The 26,081-nt window shown below is 67.1% G+C and carries 21 protein-coding genes; all 21 read left to right on the top strand.

From position 1 onward, the window contains the following. The first annotated feature begins 138 nt into the window (after positions 1 to 138). The 21 genes from rsmH (at position 139) to ABZW16_RS22985 (ending at position 25,951) form a co-directional block, all read left to right on the top strand. Complete coding sequence (gene rsmH / locus ABZW16_RS23085) at positions 139 to 1,116, top strand: 16S rRNA (cytosine(1402)-N(4))-methyltransferase RsmH (RefSeq protein WP_354958032.1); 978 nt, start codon at positions 139 to 141, stop codon at positions 1,114 to 1,116. Further along, entirely contained in the window at positions 1,113 to 1,916 is an 804-nt protein-coding gene (locus ABZW16_RS23080; protein ID WP_354958031.1) for a hypothetical protein, read from the top strand. Before rsmH ends, ABZW16_RS23080 begins: the two co-directional genes overlap by 4 nt. Before the next feature lie 149 nt (positions 1,917 to 2,065). Continuing rightward, positions 2,066 to 3,826 (top strand): penicillin-binding protein 2, encoded by a 1,761-nt coding sequence (locus ABZW16_RS23075; protein WP_354958055.1) that lies wholly within the window; start codon positions 2,066 to 2,068, stop codon positions 3,824 to 3,826. Positions 3,827 to 3,940: 114 nt separating this feature from the next. Then, entirely contained in the window at positions 3,941 to 5,686 is a 1,746-nt protein-coding gene (locus ABZW16_RS23070) for a UDP-N-acetylmuramoyl-L-alanyl-D-glutamate--2,6-diaminopimelate ligase (RefSeq protein ID WP_354958030.1), read from the top strand. Continuing rightward, positions 5,683 to 7,272 (top strand): UDP-N-acetylmuramoyl-tripeptide--D-alanyl-D-alanine ligase, encoded by a 1,590-nt coding sequence (gene murF / locus ABZW16_RS23065; protein ID WP_354958029.1) that lies wholly within the window; start codon positions 5,683 to 5,685, stop codon positions 7,270 to 7,272. Before ABZW16_RS23070 ends, murF begins: the two co-directional genes overlap by 4 nt. Continuing rightward, the gene (gene mraY, locus ABZW16_RS23060; protein ID WP_354958028.1) at positions 7,269 to 8,345 is read left to right on the top strand and encodes a phospho-N-acetylmuramoyl-pentapeptide-transferase; all 1,077 of its coding nucleotides are present in this window, start codon (positions 7,269 to 7,271) and stop codon (positions 8,343 to 8,345) included. Before murF ends, mraY begins: the two co-directional genes overlap by 4 nt. A 49-nt stretch (positions 8,346 to 8,394) precedes the next feature. Then, positions 8,395 to 9,840, top strand: coding sequence for a UDP-N-acetylmuramoyl-L-alanine--D-glutamate ligase (murD, locus tag ABZW16_RS23055; protein ID WP_354958027.1), 1,446 nt, complete (start codon positions 8,395 to 8,397; stop codon positions 9,838 to 9,840). An 86-nt stretch (positions 9,841 to 9,926) separates the two neighbouring features. Beyond that, positions 9,927 to 11,378 (top strand): putative lipid II flippase FtsW, encoded by a 1,452-nt coding sequence (ftsW, locus tag ABZW16_RS23050; protein ID WP_354958054.1) that lies wholly within the window; start codon positions 9,927 to 9,929, stop codon positions 11,376 to 11,378. Continuing rightward, entirely contained in the window at positions 11,375 to 12,487 is a 1,113-nt protein-coding gene (gene murG / locus ABZW16_RS23045) for an undecaprenyldiphospho-muramoylpentapeptide beta-N-acetylglucosaminyltransferase (protein ID WP_354958026.1), read from the top strand. Before ftsW ends, murG begins: the two co-directional genes overlap by 4 nt. Before the next feature lie 95 nt (positions 12,488 to 12,582). Then, the gene (gene murC, locus ABZW16_RS23040) at positions 12,583 to 14,022 is read left to right on the top strand and encodes a UDP-N-acetylmuramate--L-alanine ligase (protein WP_354958053.1); all 1,440 of its coding nucleotides are present in this window, start codon (positions 12,583 to 12,585) and stop codon (positions 14,020 to 14,022) included. A gap of 111 nt (positions 14,023 to 14,133) precedes the next feature. Next, positions 14,134 to 14,733 (top strand): FtsQ-type POTRA domain-containing protein, encoded by a 600-nt coding sequence (locus tag ABZW16_RS23035; protein WP_354958025.1) that lies wholly within the window; start codon positions 14,134 to 14,136, stop codon positions 14,731 to 14,733. A gap of 365 nt (positions 14,734 to 15,098) precedes the next feature. Next, complete coding sequence (ftsZ, locus tag ABZW16_RS23030; protein WP_354958024.1) at positions 15,099 to 16,337, top strand: cell division protein FtsZ; 1,239 nt, start codon at positions 15,099 to 15,101, stop codon at positions 16,335 to 16,337. Positions 16,338 to 16,532: 195 nt separating this feature from the next. Further along, the gene (gene pgeF, locus ABZW16_RS23025) at positions 16,533 to 17,243 is read left to right on the top strand and encodes a peptidoglycan editing factor PgeF (RefSeq protein WP_354958023.1); all 711 of its coding nucleotides are present in this window, start codon (positions 16,533 to 16,535) and stop codon (positions 17,241 to 17,243) included. 62 nt (positions 17,244 to 17,305) lie between these two features. Then, positions 17,306 to 18,025, top strand: a complete 720-nt coding sequence (locus ABZW16_RS23020) for a YggS family pyridoxal phosphate-dependent enzyme (protein WP_354958052.1) — start codon at positions 17,306 to 17,308, stop codon at positions 18,023 to 18,025. Between the two features lie 135 nt (positions 18,026 to 18,160). After that, complete coding sequence (locus tag ABZW16_RS23015) at positions 18,161 to 18,937, top strand: cell division protein SepF (protein ID WP_354958022.1); 777 nt, start codon at positions 18,161 to 18,163, stop codon at positions 18,935 to 18,937. Positions 18,938 to 19,062: 125 nt separating this feature from the next. Continuing rightward, a complete protein-coding gene (locus tag ABZW16_RS23010) occupies positions 19,063 to 19,353 on the top strand; it encodes a YggT family protein (RefSeq protein WP_354958021.1) in 291 nt (96 codons plus the stop codon). 80 nt (positions 19,354 to 19,433) lie between these two features. Beyond that, on the top strand, positions 19,434 to 20,297 hold the full coding sequence (locus tag ABZW16_RS23005) for a DivIVA domain-containing protein (protein ID WP_354958020.1): 864 nt from the start codon (positions 19,434 to 19,436) through the stop codon (positions 20,295 to 20,297). 89 nt (positions 20,298 to 20,386) lie between these two features. Further along, the gene (locus tag ABZW16_RS23000) at positions 20,387 to 20,587 is read left to right on the top strand and encodes a hypothetical protein (protein ID WP_354958019.1); all 201 of its coding nucleotides are present in this window, start codon (positions 20,387 to 20,389) and stop codon (positions 20,585 to 20,587) included. A gap of 295 nt (positions 20,588 to 20,882) precedes the next feature. Then, positions 20,883 to 24,047, top strand: coding sequence for an isoleucine--tRNA ligase (ileS, locus tag ABZW16_RS22995; protein WP_354958018.1), 3,165 nt, complete (start codon positions 20,883 to 20,885; stop codon positions 24,045 to 24,047). A gap of 306 nt (positions 24,048 to 24,353) precedes the next feature. Beyond that, positions 24,354 to 24,938: an NlpC/P60 family protein gene (locus ABZW16_RS22990; RefSeq protein ID WP_354958017.1), complete on the top strand. Its 585-nt coding sequence runs from the start codon at positions 24,354 to 24,356 to the stop codon at positions 24,936 to 24,938. A gap of 53 nt (positions 24,939 to 24,991) precedes the next feature. Continuing rightward, positions 24,992 to 25,951, top strand: coding sequence for a hypothetical protein (locus ABZW16_RS22985; protein ID WP_354958016.1), 960 nt, complete (start codon positions 24,992 to 24,994; stop codon positions 25,949 to 25,951). Positions 25,952 to 26,081 lie beyond the last annotated feature (130 nt).

The raw sequence follows: 26,081 nt of genomic DNA, 5'->3' as shown, positions 1-26,081 counted from the left end.
GCTCCGGTCAGAGACCCCGCGGCATTCGTATTTTCCAAAGCAGCTGTCTAACAAGGCGACCCGTGAGCGGGCGTAACGAGCGACCCATTGGCACGGCTCGGTGCGCGACGACGCGAGGCACGATTCCGGGAGGACGAGGTGAACCGTGAACAGGACGGCCCTCGCCATGTTCCGGTTCTGCTCCAGCGGGCAGATGCGCTGCTCGGCCCGGCATTGTCCGAACCCGGCGCCGTCTATGTAGACGCGACACTGGGTTTGGGCGGCCACGCCGAACATTTCCTACGGACGTATCCGAACATTCGTCTCGTCGGACTCGACCGGGATACCAACGCACTGGCGCTGGCGGGTGCACGACTCGCCCCGTTCGCGGATCGAATCACCTTGGTACACATCCGATATGACGGAATCGCCGTCGCGCTGACGCAGGCCGAACTGCCGACCACCGGTTCGGTGAGCGCCATCCTGATGGATCTCGGTGTTTCCTCGATGCAACTCGACGAGGCCGAGCGCGGATTCGCCTATTCCGTCGACGCGCCGCTGGATATGCGGATGGACCCGACCACCGGCATCACCGCCGCGGATGTGCTCAATACCTACAGCCACGGCGATTTGGCGCGCGTGCTGAAAACCTATGGCGAGGAACGCTTCGCGGGCAAGATCGCCGCCGCGGTGGTGCGCCGTCGGCAGCAGAAGCCGTTCACCACCAGTGCCGAACTCGTCGAATTGCTTTACGCGACAATTCCGGCCGCGACCAGGCGGACCGGCGGTCATCCGGCCAAGCGGACCTTCCAGGCGCTGCGGGTGGAGGTCAACGGCGAATTGGATTCGTTGCGGGCCGCATTGCCCGCCGCACTCGACTCGCTGCGGATCGGCGGCCGGATTGTGGTCATGTCGTATCAGTCGCTCGAGGATCGGGTGGTCAAACAGGAGCTGTCGGCGCGGACCACATCACGGACACCGGTCGACCTGCCGGTCGAATTGCCCGGTATGGGACCGGAATTCAGGCTACTGACCCGCGGGGCCGAGAAGGCGACGGAACAAGAGATCGAAGAGAACCCGAGGGCGGCTCCCGTGCGGATGCGCGCGGCGGAGCGAATCGAGGAGGGGACAACATGAGTGTGCGCACGCGTACCGCCGAGGCGCCGGGCCGGATCGCCCGCCGAGTTCAGGCCGCCGAGCGGGTGAAATCGGGTGCTGCACAACGGGCCTACGCCAAGCGCCGGATGCGCGCGGAACAGTCGGGGGATCACCAGGAGCTGCCGAAGCAGCGCGCCTCGGCGATGGCCGGGCGAATTCCGTTTGTGGCGGCCATCATTGCGATGCTCGGCTGCGGCCTCGCGCTCACCCTGCTGCTCACCACCCGCTCGGCGGAGGACAGCTATCAGCTCGGCGACGCCAGGGCGACCAACCGCAAGCTGGCCGACGAACGGGCGGCACTGCAGCGGGAGGTGGAGGCCGCCGATTCCGCGCCCGAACTCGCAGCGCGGGCCCGCGAACTCGGCATGATCCCGGCCAAGGATCCGGCCCGCCTGGTGGTCGGACCGGACGGCGGCGTGACGGTGATCGGCAAGCCGACGCCTGCCCAGGGGGCGCCGGTGCCGCCGCTGAACCCCTCGCCGAGCGCGCCCACCACCACGCCGGCCAATAACGCGCAGGCGCGCGGCGAGCGGGTGATTCCGGTGACGCTCACGCCGCCGCCGCAGACTGCCCAGCCGACCACCGGTCAGCCCGCGAACACCGGTCAGGCAAACACCGTTGCTGTACCGGGGAGTCCGCAGCCGAGTCCGACACCGGCCACTCCGCTGCCGACGCCGAGCCCGGTCGCGCAAACCCCGGTGGAGACACCACAGCCCGTGGCACCCCAGGCGGAAGCGGTGCAACCCGAGCCACCCGCCCCGGACGGGGGCGCCAGATGACCATGCGCCAGACCCGGCCCGCGTCGCGCCAGCGCCGCGGGCCCGCGGCGTCCAAGGCGGGTTCATCACGGGCGACCGGCGCCTCCAGACCACGGACGGCAGCAGACAACCGGCCGCTGCGCCTGCGCCTCGGTGTCGGCCGGGTGATCATGCTGGTCGCGCTGGCGGTCGTGGCACTCCAATTGCTCTGGGTGCAGAGTATTTCCGCGCCGAGCCTGTCCGCGCAGGCGGCCGACCAGCGCACCACCCGCAAGATCGATACGGCGACTCGCGGCCCGATCACCGACCGCAATGGCAAGTCCCTCGCCTTCACGCTGAGCGCGCAGGCGCTGAACTTCCAGCCGGTGGTGGTGCGCAAGCAACTCGCCGATGCGAAGGCCAAATCGGCCAAGGCACCGGATCCGGAGGACCGGCTGAAGGCCATCGCGAAGGCCATTCACGACAAACTCGGCAAGGACGCGCCCGCCGAAGCCGCACTGCTCGACAAGATGAAGAGCGACACCACCTTCGTCTACCTCGCCCGCAATGTCGATCCGCGCATCGCCTCCGATATCACCGTGCTCTATCCCGAGGTGGGCGCCGAACGCCAGGATGTGCGCGAATATCCGGGCGGATCGCTGGCCGCCAATGTGCTCGGCACCACCGGCTGGGACGGACACGGCCAAATGGGGTTGGAATCGTCGCTGGACTCGCTGCTAGCGGGCACCGACGGCTCGCACACCTACGACCGCGGATCCGATGGTGCGGTCATTCCCGGCAGCTGGCGCGATAAGCAGCCCGCGGTGAACGGCTATGGCGTCGAGTTGACCCTGGATTCGGATCTGCAGTACTACGTGCAGCAGCAGGTCCAGCAGGCCAAGGAGACGTCCGGTGCGAACGCCGCGTCGGCCGTTGTGCTCGACGCAAAGACCGGCCAGGTGCTGGCGATGTCGAATGACAACACCTTCAACCCCGCACTGGGACCCCAGCATTGGGGCAATGCCGAGATGCAGAACCCCTCCGTGCAGGATCCGTTCGAACCCGGCTCGGTCAACAAGATCGTGACCGCGGCCGCGGCCATCGAATACGGATTGACCAACCCGGATGAGGTGGTGCAGGTTCCGGGTGAGATCCGAATGGCGGGTGTCACCGTGCACGATGCCTGGGAGCACGGCACCGCGTCGTATACCACCACCGGCATATTCGGTAAGTCCTCCAATGTCGGCACGCTGATGCTGGCACAGCGGGTCGGAGAGGACCGGTTCGCGGATATGGTCAACCGGTTCGGTCTCGGTCAGCGCACCGGTGTCGGGCTGCCGGGCGAGAGTCCGGGGCAGGTACCGGCGCGCGACCAGTGGTCCGGCGGTACCTTCGCGAATCTGCCCATCGGGCAGGGCCTTTCGATGACCACCCTGCAGATGACCGGGATGTATCAGGCCATCGCCAATGGCGGCGTGCGGATTCCGCCGCGCATCGTCAAGGCCAAGACCGCGCCGGACGGCACCCGGACCGAGGAGCCGCAGCCCGAAGGCGTGCGGGTGGTCAGCGCGCAGACCGCGGCGACGCTGCGCACCATGTTCCAGGCGGTCGTGCAGCGCGATCCGATGGGCGTGCAGATGGGCACCGGTTCGCCAGCGGCGATCGATGGCTACCAGGTGGCGGGTAAGACCGGCACCGCGCAGAAGGTCGACCCGAGCTGCCACTGCTATTCGACCTCGTCGTTCTACATCACCTTCGCCGGTATGGCGCCCGCGGACAATCCGCGCTATGTCATCGGCCTGATGCTCGATGCGCCGATTCGCAGCTCCGACGGCAGCGGCGGCGGGTCGGTGGCGCCCCTGTTCCACAACATCGCCTCCTGGGCGTTGCAGCGTGACCGGATCCCGCCTTCGCCCGAGCCTTCCCGACGATTCGTTCTGCAGGCTTCATAAGATTGGAGCCACGTTGTCCGGCCGTGAGCCGACGTCGGTAACCTGACTCGACGTTCCCTGCCTTCCCAATGATCAACTCAGCCCTTATCCGTGTCGATTCCCGAGAGGAGCCCTGTGCCCGCGCAGTCCAGCCAGCACGCGCTCCGGCCGACCCACCCGAGGTCGACGTCGTTGTCCACCGTGCTGGCACTGACCGGTGCCAGCTCGTCGCGCGCGGATCTCTCGCAGATCCAGGTCACCGGCATCGAGCAGCGCTCGAATGCGGTGCTGCCCGGTGATCTGTTCGCCGCGCTGCCCGGCGCGCAGTCACACGGGGCCCGGTTCGCGCGCGACGCCGTCGAGCGGGGCGCCGTCGCAGTGTTCACCGATCCGGCGGGTGCCGAACTGATCGGTGAACTCGGGGTACCGGTGCTGGTCCGCGAGCAGCCGAGGTCGGTGCTCGGCGAGCTGTCGGGCGAGCTCTACGGCAATCCGTCGCAGCGGCTGCGCATAGTCGGCATTACCGGCACCTCCGGCAAGACCACCACCGCATATCTGGTGGAGGCCGGATTGGCGGCCGCTGGCCTTTCCACGGCGCTGATCGGCACCATCGAGACCAGAATCGGCGGTCGCCGGGTGCCGAGCGCGTTGACCACGCCGGAGGCGCCGCAGCTGCACGCGATATTCGCGCTGATGGTCGAGCAGGGTGTGGACGCGGTGGTGATGGAGGTCTCCAGTCACGCGCTCGCGCTGGGCCGGGTAGACGGGGTGCGCTTCACGGTGGGCGCGTTCACCAATCTCTCGCAGGACCACCTGGACTTCCACGCCGACTTCGAGGACTACTTCGCCGCCAAGCGCAGGCTTTTCGAAGCGGCGTCGCCGGTCGCTGCGCGCACCGCCGTCATCTGCGTCGATGACGAGTGGGGGCAGCGCCTGGCTGCGGACCTCGCGGACCCGATCACCGTATCCACCACCGGTTCCGGCACCTGGAAGCTCACCGGCGAGGTAATCGCGCACGGCGGCGAGCAGGAGTTCAGCATCGCCGGACCGGACATGAATGTCGATGTGCGCCTGCGACTTCCGGGCCGCTACAACGTCGCCAACGGACTGCTGGCGGTCGCGGTGTGCGCGGCCGCGGGAGCCGATCCCGCCGTCGCCGCACCCGCGCTGGCCACCGTCGACGTGCCGGGCCGGATGCAGCGGGTCGAGCGGGGGCAGGATTTCCTGGCGATCGTCGACTACGCGCACAAACCTGCCGCGGTGGAGTCGGTGATCGCAACGCTGCGCGAGCATCTCACCGCGGCGGGCGCGACGGGCCCAGAGGCATCCGGTGCGGGCCGTCACGGCGATACCCCGCAAGGAGGAATGCACGCGCACGCAGGGCACCGCGAGCGCGGCACCTCGGATACCGCCGATACTGCCGGTCGGTTGGCCGTGGTCGTCGGCGCGGGTGGTGACCGGGATGCGGGCAAGCGAGCTCTGATGGGTGCCGCCGGTGCGCGTGGCGCCGATCTGTTGATCATCACCGATGACAATCCGCGCACCGAGGATCCCGCGGCGATCCGCGCCGCATTGCGCGCGGGCGCGCTCGCGGTTGCGCAGGCCGAACGCGGTGAGGTGCGCGAAATCGGGGACCGGGCCGCGGCCATCGCCGCCGCCGTCGACTGGGCTGGTCCCGGTGACGTGGTGCTGGTGGCGGGTAAGGGCCATGAGGCCGGGCAGGAGATCCAGGGTGTGAAGCATCCGTTCGATGACCGCGAGGTGCTCGCGGCGGCGTTGGAACGACGGCAGCGGGGCCTGCGTGGCGACCAGACGACGCAGGACGGCAACACTGAGCAGAGTCCGCAGGGGTCGGACGCGGAGGACTTGACGGTTTCATGATCGAGATGACACTGCGGGAGATCGCGGAGGCCGTCGGTGGCGCGCTGCACGACGCCCCCGACCCGGAGGCGACGGTAACGGGTTCGGTCGAATTCGATTCGCGCCGAATCGGTTCCGGTGATCTGTTCCTGGCCCTGCCCGGCGAGCACGCCGACGGCCACGACTACGCGAAGGCGGCGATCGACGCCGGCGCGGTCGCGGTGCTCGCGGCCCGTCCGGTGGGCGTGCCCGCCATCGTGGTGACCCCGAGTCCGGGCACCGTGCCCGCGAAATCCGTTGCGCTGGCCGGTGATTCGGATGGGTCGGGGGCCGCGGTGCTGGCCGCGCTCGCTACGCTCGCCCGAGTGAGTGTCGAACGTCTTGCCGCCGCGGGAGCGACGCGCCCGGAGGCGGTAGCGGAGCCTGAGCGCGGAGGGCGCCGCGAGGGCGGCCGATCGGACACCGCCGCAGGTGGACTCACCGTCGTAGGGGTGACCGGCTCTTCGGGCAAAACCTCGACCAAGGATCTGCTCGCGGCCGTACTCGCGCCGCTGGGGCCGGTCGTCGCCCCGCCCGGATCGTTCAACAATGAACTCGGCCATCCGTGGACCGCGCTGCGCGCCGATGCCGACACCCGCTTCCTGGTACTGGAACTGTCCGCACGCGGCCCTGGACATATCGCCGCACTCGCGCGGGTCGCACCGCCGAAGATCGGCGTTGTGCTCAATGTCGGCACCGCCCATCTCGGCGAATTCGGCAGCCGTGAGGCCATTGCGCAGACCAAGGGCGAACTCGTCGAGGCGCTGCCGCCGACCGGACTCGCCGTGCTCAATGCCGACGATCCGCAGGTGGCCGCGATGGCCGCGCGCACGAATGCCCGCGTGGTGACGGTCGGCCAGGCGGCGAGCGCCGAAATCCGGGCCACCGACGTCCAACTGGACGCCGAGGCCCGCGCGGGTTTCACGCTGCACACCGGCAAGGGCAGCATTGCGGTGCAATTGGCCGTGCACGGCGAGCACCAGGTCGGCAACGCACTGGCCGCGACGGCGGTTGCGCTCGAATGCGGCGCCGACCTCGAAACCGTTGCGCGGGCACTGTGCGGTGCGCACCCCGCATCGGCGCGCCGCATGGATGTGCGGACCACCGCCGACGGCATCACCGTGGTCAACGATTCCTATAACGCCAATCCGGATTCGGTGCGCGCCGCCCTCAAGGCCCTGGTGACCATGTCCCGCGCGGGCGGCACTCCGCGCCGCAGCTGGGCCGTGCTCGGCGAAATGGGCGAACTGGGCGAGGAATCTGTCATCGAACACGACCGGATCGGCCGCCTCGCAGTGCGTCTGGATGTCTCCCGGCTGATCGTCGTCGGCACCGGAAGGCCATCCCACGCGATGCATCAGGGTGCGGTAATGGAAGGCTCTTGGGGCGAGGAGTCGATCCTCGTGCCCGATATCGGCGCAGCCATCGCACTGCTCGACAGCGAGGTCGAGTCGGGCGATGTGGTGCTGGTCAAAGCGTCCAAGGCGGTCGGCCTGTGGGAGGTCGCCGAACATTTGACCGGCGCGGAGCGTGCGGGAACTAGGGGTAGCACGGAGGCGCTTGGATGAGGCAGATTCTGTTCGCGGCGGGGATCGCGCTGGCGGTCTCCATCTTGTTGACGCCGCTGTTGATACGGATCTTCGCCAGGCAGGGCTTCGGCCAGGAGATCCGGGTCGACGGTCCGGCCAGTCATCAGGCCAAGCGCGGCACCCCGACCATGGGTGGTGTGGCCATCCTGGTCGGCATGTGGGCGGGTTACCTCGGCTCACATCTGATCGGCATCGGCTACGACGCCGACGGGCCGTCCGCATCGGGCATTCTGGTGCTCGGGCTGACCACCGCACTCGGTGTGGTCGGCTTCCTCGACGACTTCATCAAGCTGCGCAAGCAGCGCAATCTGGGGCTGTCGGCCGCGGGCAAGTACATCGGTCAGATCAGCGCCGCGGTCATTTTCGGCGTGCTCGCCCTGCAGTTCCGCGGCGGCAACGGGTTGACTCCGGCGAGTAAGCATCTGTCCTACGTCCGCGATATCACCACGGTATCGATGGGCGTGATCATCTTCCTGTGCTGGGTCTGCCTGCTGGTCGTCGCCTGGTCGAATGCGGTGAACCTGACCGACGGCCTGGATGGTCTGGCGGCGGGTTCGATGAGCCTGGTGCTCGGCGCCTACGTGATCATTACGTTCTGGCAGTACCGCAATGCCTGCGCGACGATTCCGGAGGCGGGCTGCTACAACGTGCGCGATCCGCTGGATCTGGCGCTGGTATGTGCCTCGGCCGCCGCTGCGTGTGTGGGCTTCCTGTGGTGGAATGCCGCACCGGCCAAGATCTTCATGGGCGATACCGGTTCGCTGGCCCTCGGCGGCATGCTCGCCGGACTCTCGATCACCACCCGGACGGAATTGCTGATGGTCGTGATCGGCGCGCTGTTCGTCGCCGAGACCGCCTCGGTGGTGCTGCAGGTCGCGGTGTACCGCACTACCCGCAACCGGCTATTCAAGATGGCGCCGTTCCACCATCACTTCGAACTCAGCAAATGGGCCGAGACTACGGTGATCATCCGGTTCTGGCTACTGGCGGCCATGGCGTCGGCGGTCGGACTCGGCCTGTTCTATAGCGAATATCTCTCAGCGGTCGGGTGAAGTAGCGATGGTCGAACATTCTCCGAGGGCCCTGCGGACACCGGGGCCCATGCTCGAATTCCTGCGCGGCCGTGACGTTCTGGTGGCCGGATGGGGTGTCTCGGGTCGCTCGCTGATCGAACCGCTGCGCGATATAGGCGCGCACCCGGTGGTCACCGACGGCGGCGCGGCCGCACTGGCAGAGGCGGCCGGGCTCGGCCTCGACATCGCGACCTGTGCCGAACTGGAATCCGCGGACTGGAGCCGGTTCGCGCTGGTCATCACCAGTCCGGGCTGGCGACCGGACTCACCGGTGCTGGCCGCGGCGGTGACCGAGGGCACCCCGGTCTGGGGCGATGTCGAATTCGCCTGGTGGGTCGATCAGGCCAGAATCTACGGTCCGGTCCGTAAATGGCTGGTGGTGACCGGGACCAATGGCAAGACCACCACCACCTCGATGGTGCATTCGATCCTGCGCGCGGCGGGAGTCGCCAGTGTCGCCTGCGGCAATATCGGGCTGCCGATTCTGGACGCGTTGCGGCGCAATCCCGGTCCGCAGGTGCTCGCGGTCGAACTGTCCTCGTTCCAATTGCATTGGGCGCCTTCGGTGCGGCCCGAGGCCGGTGTGGTGCTGAATGTGGCCGAGGACCATCTGGATTGGCACGGCGGCCTCGATGCCTATGCCGCCGCCAAGTCCAGGGCGCTGTACGGCCGCGTCGGTGTCGTCGGACTCGACGATCCAGTGGCCGCCTCGCTGGCCCGGCGCAGTAGGGCGCGCCGGACGGTCGGCTTCCGGATCGGCGTGCCCGCCGACGGCGAACTCGGTGTCGTGGACGGCAAACTGCTCGACCGCGCCTTCACCAAGGCCGCGATCCTCGCCGAAGTCGGCGATATCAGCCCCAAGGGACCCGCCGGTGTCGCCAACGCGCTCGCGGCCGCCGCGCTGACCAGGGCCATCGATATCGCACCGCAGTTCGTGCGGGAAGGTCTCATCGAGCACAAGGTCGGTCCGCATCGGTCCGCATTCGTCCGTGAGCTGGCCGGGGTCGAATTCATCGATGACTCCAAGGCCACCAACCCGCATGCCGCACGCTCATCGATTCTCGGCCACCCGCAGGTGGTTTGGATTGCCGGCGGGCAATTGAAGGGGGCCTCGGTCGAGGATCTGGTCGAGGAGATCGCCGACCGGCTCGCCGCCGCCGTACTGCTCGGCGCCGACGCGCCGGTGATCGCGGCCGCTTTGGCGCGACACGCGCCCGAGGTCCCGGTCATCGAGGTCCGCGCGGGAGACCATGCAGGCATGGGTGACGCTGGGACCGATGATGCCGCGAGCGCCGACGCCGTCATGGCGCGTGCCGTTCGTGCCGCGGCCGGGCTCGCCCGTCGCGGTGACACCGTGCTACTGGCCCCGGCCGCGGCCTCCTTGGATATGTTCGCCGACTACACCCACCGCGGGCGCAGCTTCGTCGCCGCGGTGGCCGCCCTGGAAGACGGTGACATCGGGCGGCAACTATGACCGAGACCCCGCGGCGGAGACGGCAGCGGAGCGTGACCACGGAGAGTTCCGGGAGCGCCGCCGATCGGACACCGCGGCGGAATCGGCTGGCCGCCACCAAATTCGGCGCCTGGCTGGCGCGCCCGCTCGCGTCCTTCCATCTCGTCGTCACGATCGCGACGCTGCTCACCGTGCTCGGCCTGGTCATGGTGCTCTCGGCGTCGAGCGTCGAGGCGTATGTCGTTGGTGGCTCGGCGTATTCGCTGTTCATCCAGCAGGCCATGTTCGCCGCGATCGGTGCGGTGCTGTTCTATCTCGCGCTGCGGATTTCGCTGCGGCGGTTACGGCAGTGGTCGTTTCCGCTGTTCGCGATCTCGGTGCTGGCGCTCGTGCTGGTCCTGATCCCGGGCATCGGCTCGCAGGTACAGGGCGCGCGGCGCTGGTTCTTCCTCGGCCCGATCTCGGTGCAGCCCTCGGAGATCGTCAAGGTGACCCTGGTGGTGTGGGGTGCGCATCTGCTCGCCTCGCGTCGCTCCGAACAGGCGAGCCTCAAGGAAATCCTGGTGCCGCTGGTACCCGCCGGTCTGCTGGTTTGCCTGCTCGTGGTGCTCGAGCCGAATCTGTCGACCACGATCGCGCTCGGCATCGTGCTGGCCGCGCTGCTGTGGTTCGGCGGGCTGCCGGTGCGACTGTTCGTCACCATCGCTATCTCGGGTGTTATCGCCGCGGGCATACTCGCGCTGTCCGCGGGCTACCGCTCGGACCGCATGCGCGCGTTCTTCAATCCGGGCGACGATCCGCAGGGCATCAATTACCAAGCGCGCCAAGCGTTGTACTCACTGGCCGATGGCGGCATCTGGGGCCGTGGTCTCGGGCAGAGCCGGGCCAAATGGCAGTACCTGCCGAATGCGCACAACGACTTCATCTTCGCCATCATCGGCGAGGAACTCGGCTTCCTCGGCTGCGCACTGGTTTTGGGGTTGTTCGCGCTGTTCGTCTACACCGGCCTGCGGATCGCGAGCCGCTCGGTCGATCCGTTCCTGCGGCTGCTCACCGCGACCGCGACGACCTGGATCACCGGTCAGGCGCTGATCAATATCGGCTATGTGGTCAACTTGCTCCCGGTGACCGGGCTGCAGCTGCCGCTGGTCTCGGCGGGCGGCTCGTCGCTGGCGATCACGCTGTTCATGTTCGGCATCATCGCCAATGCGGCCAGACATGAGCCCGAGGCGATCGCGGCGCTGCAGGCCGGACAGGACGGCCGATTCAGCCGACTGCTGCGGCTGCCCAAGCCGGAGGTGTACTCACCGGCCAAGGCGGATGCGGCGCGGGCGCGCACGGCCGCGGCCAAGGCCAAGGCCGCCGAACAGCGGGCGCGGGCCGAGCGGGCAAAAGCCGAGCGGGCGCGGGCGGCACTGCCGCCGAGCCGACGGCCGCAAGCCGACCCGGGGCGCCGCCGCGTGCCGGAGAGCCGGGGGACGAGTTCCCTGCGGGCGACCAGGGCGTGGGAGCCGAGCTATCCGATAAACCATGCGAGAGATCGGGGAAGATCCAGGTGAGTGACCCACTGTCGGTGATCGTCGCTGGCGGTGGCACCGCGGGCCATATCGAGCCCGCGCTGGCCGTCGCCGACGCACTGAAGCGACTCGACGATTCGATCCGGGTCACCGCACTCGGCACCGAACGCGGACTCGAGACCAAACTGGTGCCCGAGCGCGGCTATCCGCTCGAGTTGATCCCGCCGGTTCCGTTGCCGCGCAAGCCGACCGCGGATCTGCTGCGCCTGCCCGGTCGGGTGCGCGCCTCGGTGGCCAGGACCCGAGCGGTCATCGATACGGTCGGGGCCGATGTGATCGTCGGCTTCGGCGGCTATGTCGCGCTGCCCGCCTACCTCGCCGCGGGCCGGGGCTTGTCGGGGCGCAGGCGCGCGGTGCCGGTGGTGGTGCACGAGGCGAATGCCAAGGCGGGCATCGCCAATAAGGTCGGCGCCAGGCGCGCCGCCCGAGTGTTCGCCGCCGTACCCGATTCCGGGCTCGTCAACGCCGAGGTCATCGGCATTCCGGTGCGCGGCTCCATTACGGCACTGGACCGGGCCGCACTGCGGGCCGAGGCCCGCGCGCACTTCGGCCTGCCCGCCGAGGGGCCGGTCCTGCTGGTCTTCGGCGGATCTCAGGGCGCGGTGTCATTGAACAAAGCGGTCTCCGGCGCGGCGGCGCAGCTGGCCGCCGCGGGTGTTTCGGTACTGCACGCGCACGGCCCCAAGAACACCCTCGAAGTGCAGGAATCGGGTGAAGGAGGGGTGCGCTATCTCGCCGTGCCGTATCTTTCCCGAATGGACTTGGCCTATGCCGCCGCGGACGCGGTCGTCTGCCGCTCCGGCGCGATGACCGTCGCCGAAGTGTCGGCGGTCGGCCTGCCCGCGTTCTATGTGCCGCTGCCGCACGGCAACGGTGAGCAGGAACTCAATGCCAGGCCGATCGTCCGCCAAGGGGGTGGCAGAATCGTCCCCGATGCCGAGCTGACCCCGAAATACGTGATCGACGAGGTGATACCGCTGCTGACCGACCGCGCACGGCTGATCCAGATGGGCCTGTCCGCCGCAGGCGCCGGGCATCGCGATGCCGCCGACGAGCTGGCGCGCATTGTCGTTGAGGTGAGCGGCCGGTGACCACGGGTGCCGAGGCCACCGAATCCGGGGCGATCGAGCCCGGGGCCGCCGACGAGGCGCGCTCGACTTTGCCGCCCGAATTGGCGCGCGTGCACATGGTCGGGATCGGCGGGGCCGGAATGTCCGGAATCGCCCGCATCCTGCTCTCGCGCGGCGGCTCGGTCTCCGGTTCGGACGCCAAGGAGAGCCGCGGTGTACTCGCGTTGCGGGCCCGCGGCGCCCAGGTGCGCATCGGTCACGACGCCAGCGCCCTCGATCTGCTGCCCGGTGGCCCGACCGCGGTGGTCACCACCTACGCCGCCATCCCGAAGACCAATCCCGAACTGGTCGAGGCGAATCGGCGCGATATTCCGGTGCTGCTGCGCCCCGCCGTGCTCGCATCCCTGATGCAGGGGCACCGAACCCTGCTGGTCTCCGGTACGCACGGCAAGACCTCCACCACCTCGATGCTGATCGTGTCGTTGCAGCACTGCGGATTCGATCCGTCCTTCGCCGTCGGCGGTGAACTCAATGAGGCGGGCACCAATGCCCACCACGGCACCGGCGAGATCTTCGTCGCCGAGGCCGACGAGAGCGACGGGTCACTGCTGCAATACGACCCGGATGTCGCGGTGGTCACCAATATCGAATCCGATCACCTGGACTTCTTCGGTACCGATGAGGCCTACGTCCAGGTCTTCGACGATTTCGCCGATCGCCTCGCCCCTGGCGGCCTGCTGGTGGTGTGTCTGGACGATCCCGGTTCCCGCGCGCTGGCCGAGCGGATCGGTCCGCGCTTGGCGCAGAAGAATGTCCGGGTGCTCGGCTACGGCTCGGGTGAACTGCCCGACGCGCCGGTGCCGGTCGGGGTGCGACTGCACAGCTGGGAGCCGCGCGATGTCGGCGGACTCGCGCAATTCCAACTCGCCGACGAGGCGGCCCCGCGCACGCTGCGACTGTCGGTACCCGGTCGGCATATGGCACTCAACGCGCTGGCGGCGCTGCTCGCTGCGCGTGCCGCGGGTGCCGATGTGGACGAAATCGTCCAGGGGCTGGAGGGTTTCGGCGGTGTGCATCGCCGATTCCAGTTCGCGGGCCGGGAAAACGGCGTGCGGGTCTTCGACGATTACGCCCACCACCCGACCGAGGTGCGCGCGGTGCTCGGCGCCGCCGCCGAGTTGGTGCAGCAGGAGGCCCGCGACGGCGCCCGCTCTCGGCAGGGCCGGGTCATCGTGGTGTTCCAGCCGCACCTCTACAGTCGCACCGCCACCTTCGCCCAGGATTTCGGTGCGGCGTTGAGCCTGGCCGACGAAGTCGTTGTGCTGGATGTCTATGGCGCGCGGGAGAAGCCGCTGCCGGGCGTCAACGGCGCACTGGTCGCCCAGGCCGTCACCAAACCCGTGCACTACCAGCCGGATATGTCGCGGGTCGGCCGCCAGGTCGCCCGACTCGCACTGCCCGGTGATGTCGTGATCACCATGGGCGCCGGCGATGTGACGATGCTGGGCAGCCAGATCCTCGACGGCCTGCGAGCGCGTCCGCAATACGGCCGGTGACCCTCGGTGCGAATCGCGGGTGACTGGTTCGAACAGTGGGCCCGGCTGAGTCGTTCCGGCCGCTTCCGACTGGGGAGTTTGCTCGCCGTGTGCGTCGTTACAGTTCTCGCGGTGCTGGCTTGGTTCACCCCGGTGCTGTCGGTGAGCACCGTGGAGATCGACGGATTGGTCACGGTGCCCGAACAGCAGGTGCGCGACAAACTCGAGATCCCCTCCGGGCGCTCGATGTTGCGCATCGATACCGATGCGATGGCCCAGCGGGTGGTGAGCATTCCGAAGGTGCGCAGCGCGCGGGTGCAACGGGTATTTCCGTCCAAGGTCAAGGTGACGGTCGTGGAGCGCACGCCCGTATTGTTCTGGGACAGCCCGCAGGGCGCGCATCTGATGGATGCCGACAGTGTCGAGTTCGCAATCGACGAACCGCCGATCGGTGTGCCGAAGCTCGATACCGCCGATCCCGGCGGCGGCGATCCGGTGACCCGCGCGGCGGTCTCGGTATTGTCGGTGCTACCTGCGGCGCTGGTCATTCAGGTGGACGAGGTTGTCGCGCGGTCGATTTCGAATATTTCACTGAACCTGCGCGATGGTCGCACGGTACTGTGGGGTGGAACCAATGACGCGGAACGCAAGGCGGCAGTGGTAATGCCGTTGTTGACCCGCGATGGAACGGTGTTCGATGTTTCGAGTCCGAATCTGGTCACGGTAAAGTGATCGATACCCATTGTGCCCAGGGGATTTTCGATGGAACTGTGACCGCAGTGGGAACAGGCCAGCGAGACCGGGGGTTCGGGGGCAACCGTCCACGATACGGCGTGTCGTGCGGCGAGACGAGAGGGATCACACAAGATTCTGTCAGTCGTTTCGGCGCGCCTGCACGCCTATCGCGGCGGCTGCGAATAGCGTTCCGCAGCAGTCGGATACTTGACATAACGCTAACCCTATGGTTGAGGTTTAGGGTTTGCTCGGGCAGTGGCGCACCTCGCGAAACTGCCGGAGCAAAACAACCGGGGTTTCCACGGGCTGAATGTCGAGAATCCGAAAACGACAGACTTTAGATCGAAGGAAGGCGAGAGCCCATGACGCCCCCGCACAACTACCTTGCTGTGATCAAGGTCGTCGGTATCGGCGGCGGCGGCGTGAATGCCGTCAACCGGATGATCGAGCAGGGACTCAAGGGAGTCGAGTTCATCGCGGTCAACACCGACGCGCAGGCGCTGCTGATGAGCGATGCCGACGTCAAACTCGACGTCGGCCGTGAGCTCACGCGCGGTCTCGGCGCCGGTGCCGACCCGGAGGTCGGCCGCAAGGCCGCCGAGGATCACAAGGACGAGATCGAAGAGGTGCTCAAGGGCGCCGACATGGTCTTCGTCACCGCGGGCGAGGGCGGTGGCACCGGTACCGGTGGCGCGCCCGTCGTGGCCAGCATCGCGCGCAAGCTCGGCGCCCTCACCATCGGCGTGGTGACCAGGCCGTTCTCCTTCGAGGGCAAGCGGCGGGGCAACCAGGCCGAAGTGGGCATCAACCTGCTGCGCGAATCCTGCGACACGCTCATCGTCATTCCGAACGATCGGCTGCTGCAGCTCGGTGACGCCGCGGTCAGCCTGATGGATGCCTTCCGTTCCGCGGACGAGGTACTGCTCAACGGTGTGCAGGGCATTACCGATCTGATCACCACGCCCGGTCTGATCAACGTCGACTTCGCCGATGTGAAGAGCGTGATGTCCGGTGCGGGTAGCGCTTTGATGGGTATCGGCTCGGCGCGCGGTGAGGGCCGTTCGGTCAAGGCCGCCGAGTCGGCGATCAATTCGCCACTGCTCGAGGCATCGATGGATGGTGCGCACGGTGTGCTGCTCTCGATCGCGGGCGGTTCGGATCTGGGCCTGTTCGAAATCAATGAGGCCGCCTCGCTGGTACAGGAGGCCGCGCATATCGAGGCCAATATCATCTTCGGTACCGTCATCGACGATTCGCTCGGCGATGAGGTTCGCGTCACGGTGATCGCCGCCGGTTTCGACGGCGGCGGCCCGGCCCGGCGCACCTTCGAGGCGGGCCGCGGCGCGATCGGGTCGGGCCGGGCCGGTGAGATCGGTCCAAGCAGCAGGACCAGCGAGATCGCCGCGTCCGCGCGCACCGAAACCGCTTCCGCCGCAGGTCAAACCAGCTCCACCCGGGGCGCGGCGCCGAGCTACCGCGATACCGAGCGGCCCCGCACACTGGCCGAGCCGACGGTGGCACACAACTCGCGCTCGCATATCGAACCGCCCGATTCCGATGACGATGACGACGTCGATGTGCCCTCGTTCATGCGTCGGTAGGTCATGAGCAATCGCTAGGCCGGACTGGCACACTGGGCGGTATGCCCACGCAACAACAGATCTTGTACGTACATGGGTAACTCGTCGGGCACGACCAGCACCCAGCCAAGCACACGACCGTCGGCCCGCGACGGCGCCGTCGACGCGCCCGACGATCGGCAAAAGTTCCGGGGAGGCGGGGGAGCAGCGCCGACTTTGACCGTTCGACGGGTGACCACTACGAGGGCGGGCGGTTTCTCGGCGCCGCCGTACGATTCGTTCAATCTCGGGGATCACGTGGGGGACGACCCGGCGACCGTGCAACGGAACCGGGACCGGCTGGCCGAGGGGATCGGCCTCACGCCGGATCGGCTCGTGTGGATGGAACAGATCCACGGGCGCAATGTCGAAATCATCGATGGGCCACGGGATGCGCCGGTGCCGGCCACCGACGCACTGGTGACCACGGTGCCCGGTCTGGCGCTGGTGGTGCTCACCGCGGACTGTGTACCGGTTCTGCTATCCGATGATGAGGCGGGCGTGCTCGCGGCGGTGCACGCCGGTCGGATCGGGGCGCGCATCGGCATTGTGCCGCGGGTACTGGACGCGATGGTTTCGGTCGGCGCTCGCCTCGAGCGCATCGGTGCCTTCCTCGGTCCGGCCGCATCGGGCAGACAGTACGAGGTGCCCGCCGCGATGCGCGCCGATGTCGAGGCGCATCTGCCCGGCAGTGCCACCACAACCGTGCGCGGCACTCCCGGCCTCGACCTGCGCGCCGGAATTCGGCGCCAACTCACCGAGGCCGGAATCGGCGGGGTCGCCGTCGACCCGCGGTGCACAATCGAGGACAAGACCTTGTTCAGTCATCGCCGCGGCGCGCCGACCGGCCGCATGGCCGGGGTGATCTGGATGCAGGCGGACGCATGAGCGAGCGCAGCGAGCGAACGATCGACGCAGCCGCGGCGCCGGAATCCGTTGCGGCCGAGAAGATGGACGGTCGGACCGCCGAATTGGCGGCGAACCTCGCCGAACTGAACAAGCGGATCGGAGCGGCTTGTCATGCGGCCGGGCGTGATCCGGGTTCGGTGCGGCTGCTGCCGGTGACGAAGTTCTTTCCCGCCAGTGACGTCGCGATCCTGTACCGCTTGGGCTGCAGGGAATTCGGCGAGTCCAGGGAGCAGGAGGCCACCGCCAAGGTCGCGGAGCTGGCCGCGCTGGCAGATGCACGCTGGCACATGATCGGTCGACTGCAGCGCAACAAGGCGCGCACCGTCGCGCACTGGGCGCACACCGTGCACTCGGTTGACAGCGAACGTCTGGCAACGGCCCTTGACACCGCGGCACGGGCCGCACTGGACGCCGGAGAGCGCAGTGAACCTGTTCGAGTTCTGGTCCAGGTGAGCCTGGACGTGGATCCCGGCCGCGGTGGCGTCGCCCCCGAAGATCTTGTGGCACTGACGGATCGGGTGGCCGCCGCGGCGGGACTGCAGCTCGCGGGCCTGATGGCGATCCCCCCGCTCGACGCCACGCCGGACGATGCTTTTGCACGCCTGGCAACTTTGCACGAGGTGATACGCGCAAATCATCCCGACGCCATCGAACTGTCCGCCGGAATGTCGAGCGATCTGGAATCGGCGATCGAACACGGTTCGACCTGTGTGCGTGTCGGTACCGCCTTGATGGGCGCCCGACCGATAACCTCGGCGTAGCAAAGAAACCTCATCAGTCACATTTGACACATATGCTGGGACTGGAGAGGGCTGAGCAAGACTTCAACACCCGGCCGCCACCGGGGCCGAAGGAAGGTCGACCGAAATGAGCGAACGCGACAGCGAGGTGCAGGCATGAGCACGCTGCACAAGTTCAAGGCGTACTTCGGCATGGTTCCGCTCGAGGATTACGAAGACGATTACGTCGCCGAACCTGCCCCTCGCGGCGCGGACGAGCGTGGCTCCCGTCGGCCCCGGCCCCGTGACTACCCCGAGCGCGCCGGATACGGCGCGGACCGCTATGCCGACGACCGCTACGACGATGAGCCGGATTACCCTGAGCCCGCGTACAAGTCGCCGTACAAGGCGGGCTATCCGATGTCTCGGCGCGACGATTACGTCGACGAGCCCTATGTGGACGACCGCTATGACGCGCGGCCGCGTCCCACCAGGATCGATACCGCACCGGCCGCCAGCCGATTCCGTGCGGGCGGTAATGCGCCGATGCTGCGGGGAGCCACCAGAGGTGCGCTCGCCGTCGATCCCGAGGCCGAGGAGCGGCGCATGGAGGAGCGCGTGCGCCCCGAGCCCGCTCCCGCACGTCGGCCGGGGATCTTCGAGGACGGAGGTCCCTTGTCCAAGATCACGACGCTGCGCCCGCGCGACTACAGCGAGGCCCGCATCATCGGTGAGCGTTTCCGCGAGGGCAACCCGGTGATCATGGACCTGGTCGATCTGAGCAACGCCGATGCGAAGCGCCTGGTCGACTTCGCCGCTGGTCTGGCCTTCGCGCTGCGTGGATCATTCGACAAGGTCGCGACCAAAGTGTTCCTGCTCTCACCGGCCGATGTCGATGTCTCCGCCGAAGAACGTCGCAGGATCGCCGAAACCGGCTTCTACAACCAGAAATAGCGTTGTGCTCCCGGGGGTTCTGTTAGACCCGTTGCGTATGGGGCGGACCTATTCAAGCGGCTGACGAGCAGTCACCAGCGGTGTGGTCATTTTGCGCGACGCGGATTTTGGGGCAGAGTGAGGCGGTGGCCTTGTTCGCGGTGTTGTACTTCGTACTGTTCATCTTCTGGCTGTTGTTGATCAGCCGTGTGATCGTCGAGTTCATCCGTAGCTTTGCCCGGGACTGGCGCCCTAGCGGCTTCGTCGCCGTGATCCTCGAGGTGATCTTCACCATCACCGACCCACCGGTGAAACTCCTGAGGCGGTTGATACCACCGGTGTCATTGGGAGGAATTCGACTCGATCTGTCGATTATGGTCCTGCTTTTCGTCGTCTTCATCTCGATGACGTTTGTGGGCAGCCACGCCGACGGGTAGCCCCAGTGTGACAGAATGAACCGAGAAGATAGCTTGCTAGATCTGCTAGATCTCCAAAAGACGCGCGAAGGGATCCTTCCATGCCGCTGACCCCAGCCGATGTGCACAACGTCGCGTTCAGCAAACCGCCGATCGGGAAGCGCGGCTACAACGAGGATGAGGTAGACGCGTTCCTGGATCTCGTGGAGCAGGAGCTCTCGCGCCTTATCGAGGAGAACGCTGACCTGCGGCAGCGGGTTGCCGAGCTGGATGCGGAACTGGCCGATGCCAAGAAGAATCGCCCCCCGGCACAACCGAACCCGGTGAAATCGCCGGTGCAGCAGATGCCGCCGCCGCAGCCCGAGCCCATCAAGCCCCCGGTGCAGCAGGCTCCGCCGCCGCCACCGATGCCTGTCGCTGCGCCGGTAGCCAAGGATGCGCCGAGTGCCGATGCGAACCTGCAGGCGGCCAAGGTGCTCAGCCTCGCCCAGGAGATGGCGGACCGGCTGACCACCGACGCGAAGACCGAAGCGGAGAATCTGCTCTCCAATGCGCGTGCCAATTCCGAGCGTCTGGTGGGCGATGCCCGGACTCGTTCGGAAGCGATGATCGCCGATGCCCGCCAGAAGTCGGACGCGATGCTCTCCGATGCGCAGGCCCGCTCGGACAACCAGCTACGGCAGGCAAAAGAGAAGGCCGACGCGCTGCAGGCCGACGCCGAGCGCAAGCACGCCGAGATCATGGCCACCATCACCCAGCAGCGCAGCGTGCTGGAGAGCCGGATCGAGCAGCTCAAGACCTTCGAGCGGGAATACCGCGTGCGGCTGAAGTCGTACCTGGAGTCGCAGCTCGAGGAGTTGGAGAACCGTGGCTCGGCTGTTCCGGTCGATGGCGGCGAGGCCTTCGTCGACGCCAATACCGCGAACAATCTCGCTCCCGCGTCGTTCGCCAAGGGCGGCAAGTAATCTCGTATTGGAGAGACATCTCCGCTGTAGTTGCTGTTCGAGTAGCTAGAGCTACCTGCCGAACCGCCTGGCATGCCTAGGGGGTCATCATGCTCGTCTTGACGCTCGTCCTTGCCGCGATCGGATTCGCCCTGCTTGTGGCCGCGCTGACCACCGGGTCGGTGCTGTGGGCCTGGGGTTGCATCCTCGTATGTGTCATTGGCGCTGTGCTGTTGCTGGTGAGTGCGCTCTCCATGCGGAGTTCCGACAGCGACGCCGCGCCGCCACCCGGTCGGCATGCGAAACGGTGAAGTGTGGCCACAACCTAGTGGTTTGACCGCACTGGTTAGAATCAAACATGTATGCGGCGTCGATCCGGCCATCACCGGGGAGCCTTCGGAAGAACGGTGCGCCTCGCGCGCCAAGTAGAACCGAACGGGAGAGCCCGTTACAGCTCATAACGAGAGGTCCTGGTGGTTGCGCGGATCGTGCGCGGCTCCCGGGCAAGCGGGGTGGTACCGCGGTTTCGACGCAACGGGCGTCGTCATCGTCCCCGTGCTGACAGATACGCGCTACGGCGCGGCGGCACGAGGAGACGCATCCGCGATGGCGGACGAACCTTCCAGCAGCGCATACCCGCGCGTCGATCTGGGCGCTGGTACCGGGGCATCCTTCCCGGACCTGGAACGTCGTGTGCTCGACGGCTGGGCCACCGACGACACCTTCCGCGCCAGCATCGAGAACCGCTCGGGCGCCGGAGAGTTCGTCTTCTACGACGGGCCGCCGTTTGCCAACGGATTGCCACATTACGGACATCTGCTCACCGGGTATGTCAAGGATCTTGTCCCACGTTTCCAGACGATGCGCGGGAAGCGGGTCGATCGGCGTTTCGGCTGGGACTGTCACGGACTGCCCGCGGAAATCGAAGCGGAAAAGCAGCTCGGTATAACGGACAAATCACAGATCGATGCGATGGGGCTCGCGGAATTCAATGCGGCCTGTAAATCCTCGGTGCTGCGTTACACGGGTGAATGGCGTGACTATGTGACGCGTCAGGCTCGCTGGGTCGACTTCGACAACGACTACAAGACGCTTGATCTCGACTTCATGGAGTCGGTGATGTGGGCGTTCAAGTCGCTGCACGAGAAGGGCCTGATCTACCAGGGCTTCCGGGTGCTGCCCTACAGCTGGTACGAGCAAACGCCGCTGTCGAATCAGGAAACCCGGCTCGACGACGCGTACAAGATGCGTCAGGACCCGGCCGTCACCGTCGATATGGTGCTGCGGGTACCGGCCGACCATCCGCTGCACGCCCTAGACGGCGCCAATGCACTGATCTGGACCACCACGCCGTGGACGCTGCCGTCGAACCTGGCGATCGCGGTGCATCCGGATGTGCGCTACATGCATGTGCGCGCCGCCGACGGTAAGCGCTATCTGCTGGCCGCGGAACGGGTGTCGCACTATGCCCGCGAATTCGGCGGCGCTGAATCGGCTGGTCGCTCCGCAGACTCCGCTCCTGTCGAGCTGCTCGGCGAGTACGACGGTGCCGCCCTCGCGGATCTGTCGTATGCCCCGCCGTTCGACTTCTTCGTCGGTCATCCGAACGCGCACCGCGTGCTGACCGCCGACTATGTGACCACCGACTCCGGCACCGGCATCGTGCACCTCGCACCGGCCTTCGGTGAGGAGGATATGGACGTCGCATCGGCCAACGGCATCGAGCTGGTGCAGCCGCTGGATCCGGGCGGCAAGTTCACCTCGATGGTGCCGCCGTACGAGGGCATGATGGTCTTCGACGCGAACCCGGTGATCATCAAGGACCTCAAGGCCGCGGGGAAGCTGCTGCGGCACGAGACGATCGAGCACTCCTACCCGCACAGCTGGCGTTCCGGCCAGCCGCTGATCTACATGGCGGTGCCGTCCTGGTTCGTCGCGGTGACCAAATTCCGCGACCGGATGGTCGAGCTGAACAAGCAGATCACCTGGGTGCCCGAGCACATCCGCGACGGTCAGTTCGGCAAGTGGCTCGAGGGCGCGCGGGACTGGAATATCAGCCGCAACCGCTACTGGGGCAGCCCGATCCCGGTGTGGGTGTCCGATGATCCGGCCTATCCGCGCACCGACGTATACGGCTCGCTCGATGAGCTGGAGCGCGACTTCGGTGTGCGCCCGACCGATCTGCACCGGCCGATGATCGACGAGCTGACCAGGCCCAATCCGGACGATCCGACGGGTCGGTCGACCATGCGCCGGGTGCCGGAGGTCCTGGACTGCTGGTTCGAGTCCGGCTCGATGCCCTATGCCCAGGTGCACTACCCGTTCGAGAACAAGGAGTGGTTCGACAACCACTTCCCCGGCGACTTCATCGTCGAATACAACGGGCAGACCCGCGGCTGGTTCTATACCCTGCACGTGCTCTCGACCGCGCTGTTCGACAGCCCGGCCTTCAAAACCGTTGCCGCACACGGCATCGTGCTCGGTGACGACGGGCTGAAGATGAGCAAGTCCAAGGGCAACTACCCGGATGTGAACGAGGTGTTCAACCGGGACGGCTCCGATGCGATGCGCTGGTTCCTGATGAGTTCGCCGATCCTGCGCGGCGGCAATCTCATCGTCACCGAGCGCGGTATTCGCGAGGGGGTCGGCCACGCGCTGCGCCCGCTGTGGAACGCATGGACCTTCCTGCAGCTCTACGCCTCGAAACCCGGTGTGTGGCGCACGGATTCGCCGCATGTGCTGGACCGCTACATCCTGGCCAAACTCGCCGCGACCCGGGATGCGATGACCGAGGCGCTCGACGTCTACGACATCGCGGGCGCCTGTGAGGAGTTGCGCTCGTTCGCCGACGCGCTGACCAATTGGTATGTGCGCCGGTCGCGTTCGCGCTTCTGGGAAGAGGACCGGGATGCGGTCGACACGCTGCATACGGTGCTCGAGGTCGTCACCCGGCTGGCTGCGCCGCTGCTGCCGCTGATCTCCGAGGTGATCTGGCGCGGGCTCACCGGCGAGCAGTCGGTGCACCTGGCCGATTGGCCCAAGGAGGGCGAGCTGCCGGAGGATTCGGATCTGGTGGCTGCGATGGACGAGGTCCGGGTGGTCTGCTCGACGGTGCTGAGTCTGCGCAAGGCACAGAACCTGCGGGTGCGCCTGCCGCTGGCCGAGGTCACCATTGCCGCGCCCGACGCCGAGCGGATGCGGCCCTTTGCCGACATCATCGCCGACGAGGTGAACGTCAAGAAGGTCGACCTGACCACCGATGTCGCCGTGCACGGCCGCTTCGAACTGGTCGTGAACGCCCGTGCCGCTGGCCCGCGCCTGGGCAAGGATGTGCAAACGGTGATCAAGGCGGTGAAGGCGGGCGAATGGTCCGAGAACGCCGACGGTGTGGTTACCGCGGCGGGCATCGAGTTGCTGCCCGAGGAGTACACCCAGCGCTTGGTTGCGGCCGAACCCGAATCCACGGCGGCGCTGCCCGGCAATGCCGGTCTGGTTGTCCTCGATTCGCAGGTGACCGAGGAACTCGAGGCCGAGGGCTGGGCCCGCGATGTGATCCGCGATCTGCAGGAGACGCGAAAGTCGCTGGGGCTCGACGTTTCCGACCGCATCACGGTGGTGCTCGCGGTACCCGATGACAAGCAGGCGTGGGCGCAGGTGCACCGAGATCTCATCGCGGGTGAAATCCTCGCCACCGAGCTGAGTTTCGGTGATCCGGGCGCGGATGCCGCCGATATCGTCGGTGGCGTGCGGGTGTCGATCGCCAGGGTCTGACGCGGCGGAGTTCGGGGCGAGGCCATTGGCCTCGCCCCGAATCGTGTGAGATAGATCACATGCTGAGAAATAGCTAATTCGCTGTCGTGGTTGCACAATGCCCGGCACAATCGGGCATGTTGCTGCTGATACGCAGGTTCACTCCTGTGACGGCAGTAAACGTTCGTGCTTGAACTGCTCTACCTGAAATACCTTGCGCCGCACGTGGATACGTGCTGGGCGCAGGTGCTGTGATGCGCGGTTCCCACCCCCGATGTCGAGGTCGGTACCGCGCGGTAGCCGGGTCGACGGAAGGGGCGAGCACACATGATCAGCGAATGCAGAAAGGCATTGCGCCGGATAGCTATTGGTTTTCTGGTATCGACCGTCGTCGCGCTGGCCCTGGCCGGGCCGGTGCACGGCGATACCGGCAGCGCCTCCGGTTCGGGCGGCGCCGGTTCGAGCGGCGCCGGTTCGAGCGGCACCGGTTCAGGTGGCACCGGTTCGGGTGGCTCGGGCTCGGCGTCCGGCAGTTCCAGCGGCTCTGCGGCACTACCGCTGCCGAGTGTTGCCGGACTCGGCGCCTTGGCCGCGGCGTACACCCAGATCGGCAAGCCCTATCAATGGGGCGGCACCGGACCGCTCGCGTGGGACTGTTCGGGTCTGGTGCAGTGGTCGTTCGCGCAGGTGGGAGTGCGGCTGCCGCGCACCACCTGGCAACAGGCCAGGGTCGGCGCCGCGGTCCCGTTGTCAGCGCTGTCGATGGGTGATGTCGTCATCCTGAACGAGGACGCGTCCCACGTCGGCATCTACGCGGGGCGCGGCCAGATCCTCGACGCCCACGACTGGGGGATCCCGGTCGGCCTGCATCCGCTCGCCGACTTCCACATCTACACGATCCGTCGTTTCTGAGCCCAATCGGCTACGTTTCCACCGAGCAGCGCGGTTGCGCGGAGACGGAAACGATGGGGAACGAGATGGCGATCGGTGTGCGTAGAGGATCGGCAGTGCGGGCGGCGGGTGCCGTCGCCGGGGCGCTACTGCTCGTCGCGGCGGTATCCGGCTGCGGCGATGATAAGAAGGACGCGGCGGCCTCGGCGCCCGGTGTGCTGGACGGCTTTTCGAAGCCGGAGAGTGTAGTGGTCGCCGGGGACAAGTGGTTCGTATCGAATATCGGTGCGACGCAGGAGCCGATGACCAAGGACGGCGACGGCTTCCTCTCGCGGCTGGACTCGACCGGAAAGGTGATCGAGCGCAAGGCGATTCCGCGTGCGGGGGATCCGCCGCTGAACGCGCCCAAGGGGATGGCCTACGCGGACAACAAGGTGTTCGTCGCCGATATCGATCGCGTCGTCGGCTATGACGTCGACACGCTGGGACAGGTCTTCGAGGCCCCGCTCGGCGGCGATGCCGCGGCGCTGCTCGATGACATTGCGGTGCTCGACGATAAGACTCTGCTGGTCACCGATACGGTGCGCGGTGCGGTGTACAAGCTCGATATCGAGAGCAAGAAGTTCGGCACGCTGACCACGTCGATTCCGGGCGCCAACGGCATCGTGCTCGACAAGTCCACCAAGACCGCCTATGTCGCCGGACTCGGCGCGCACTTCGAGGGCGGCGATCTGTACAAGTTCGGCATCGAGCACGCTCCGGCTGCCGTGGGCAAGGTCGGTACGGTGCACGGCGTATTCGATGGCATCGCACTGCTGCCCAACGGCGATCTCGCGGTATCGGACTGGGTGTCTGCCGATAAGCCGGTGCCCGGCACGATCAAGATCTATCACACCGATGGCACCGAGGTCGCGACCGTCAAGTTGCCCCAGGATCTGCACGGACCGGCCGATTTCACCCTGGATGGGGCCGGGAAGAACCTGATCGTGCCCGCGGTGGCCGACGATAAGGTCGCCATCGTCACGCTGCCCTGAGTCGCGCCGCCCTGAGCACGATCGAACCGGCCTGATCGAACCGGCCTGATCGAACCGGCCTGATCGAACCGGCCTGATCGAACCGGCCTGATCGAACCGGCCTGATCGAACCGGCCTGATCGAACCGGCC

The sequence above is a fragment of the Nocardia sp. NPDC004604 genome (assembly GCF_040609795.1).
Taxonomy (GTDB): domain Bacteria; phylum Actinomycetota; class Actinomycetes; order Mycobacteriales; family Mycobacteriaceae; genus Nocardia.
The sequence above is the reverse complement of the archived record's forward strand: the minus strand, read 5'-3'. Positions and strand labels throughout refer to the sequence as shown.

Coding starts and splice junctions, on each gene's coding strand:
- ABZW16_RS23080 (WP_354958031.1), top strand. CDS start 1,113: ATGAGTGTGCGCACGCGTACCGCCGAGGCGCCGGGCCGGATCGCCCGC.
- ABZW16_RS23075 (WP_354958055.1), top strand. CDS start 2,066: ATGCTGGTCGCGCTGGCGGTCGTGGCACTCCAATTGCTCTGGGTGCAG.
- murF (WP_354958029.1), top strand. CDS start 5,683: ATGATCGAGATGACACTGCGGGAGATCGCGGAGGCCGTCGGTGGCGCG.
- mraY (WP_354958028.1), top strand. CDS start 7,269: ATGAGGCAGATTCTGTTCGCGGCGGGGATCGCGCTGGCGGTCTCCATC.
- murD (WP_354958027.1), top strand. CDS start 8,395: ATGCTCGAATTCCTGCGCGGCCGTGACGTTCTGGTGGCCGGATGGGGT.
- murC (WP_354958053.1), top strand. CDS start 12,583: ATGGTCGGGATCGGCGGGGCCGGAATGTCCGGAATCGCCCGCATCCTG.
- ftsZ (WP_354958024.1), top strand. CDS start 15,099: ATGACGCCCCCGCACAACTACCTTGCTGTGATCAAGGTCGTCGGTATC.
- ABZW16_RS23020 (WP_354958052.1), top strand. CDS start 17,306: ATGGACGGTCGGACCGCCGAATTGGCGGCGAACCTCGCCGAACTGAAC.
- ABZW16_RS23015 (WP_354958022.1), top strand. CDS start 18,161: ATGAGCACGCTGCACAAGTTCAAGGCGTACTTCGGCATGGTTCCGCTC.
- ABZW16_RS23005 (WP_354958020.1), top strand. CDS start 19,434: ATGCCGCTGACCCCAGCCGATGTGCACAACGTCGCGTTCAGCAAACCG.
- ABZW16_RS23000 (WP_354958019.1), top strand. CDS start 20,387: ATGCTCGTCTTGACGCTCGTCCTTGCCGCGATCGGATTCGCCCTGCTT.
- ileS (WP_354958018.1), top strand. CDS start 20,883: ATGGCGGACGAACCTTCCAGCAGCGCATACCCGCGCGTCGATCTGGGC.
- ABZW16_RS22990 (WP_354958017.1), top strand. CDS start 24,354: ATGATCAGCGAATGCAGAAAGGCATTGCGCCGGATAGCTATTGGTTTT.
- ABZW16_RS22985 (WP_354958016.1), top strand. CDS start 24,992: ATGGGGAACGAGATGGCGATCGGTGTGCGTAGAGGATCGGCAGTGCGG.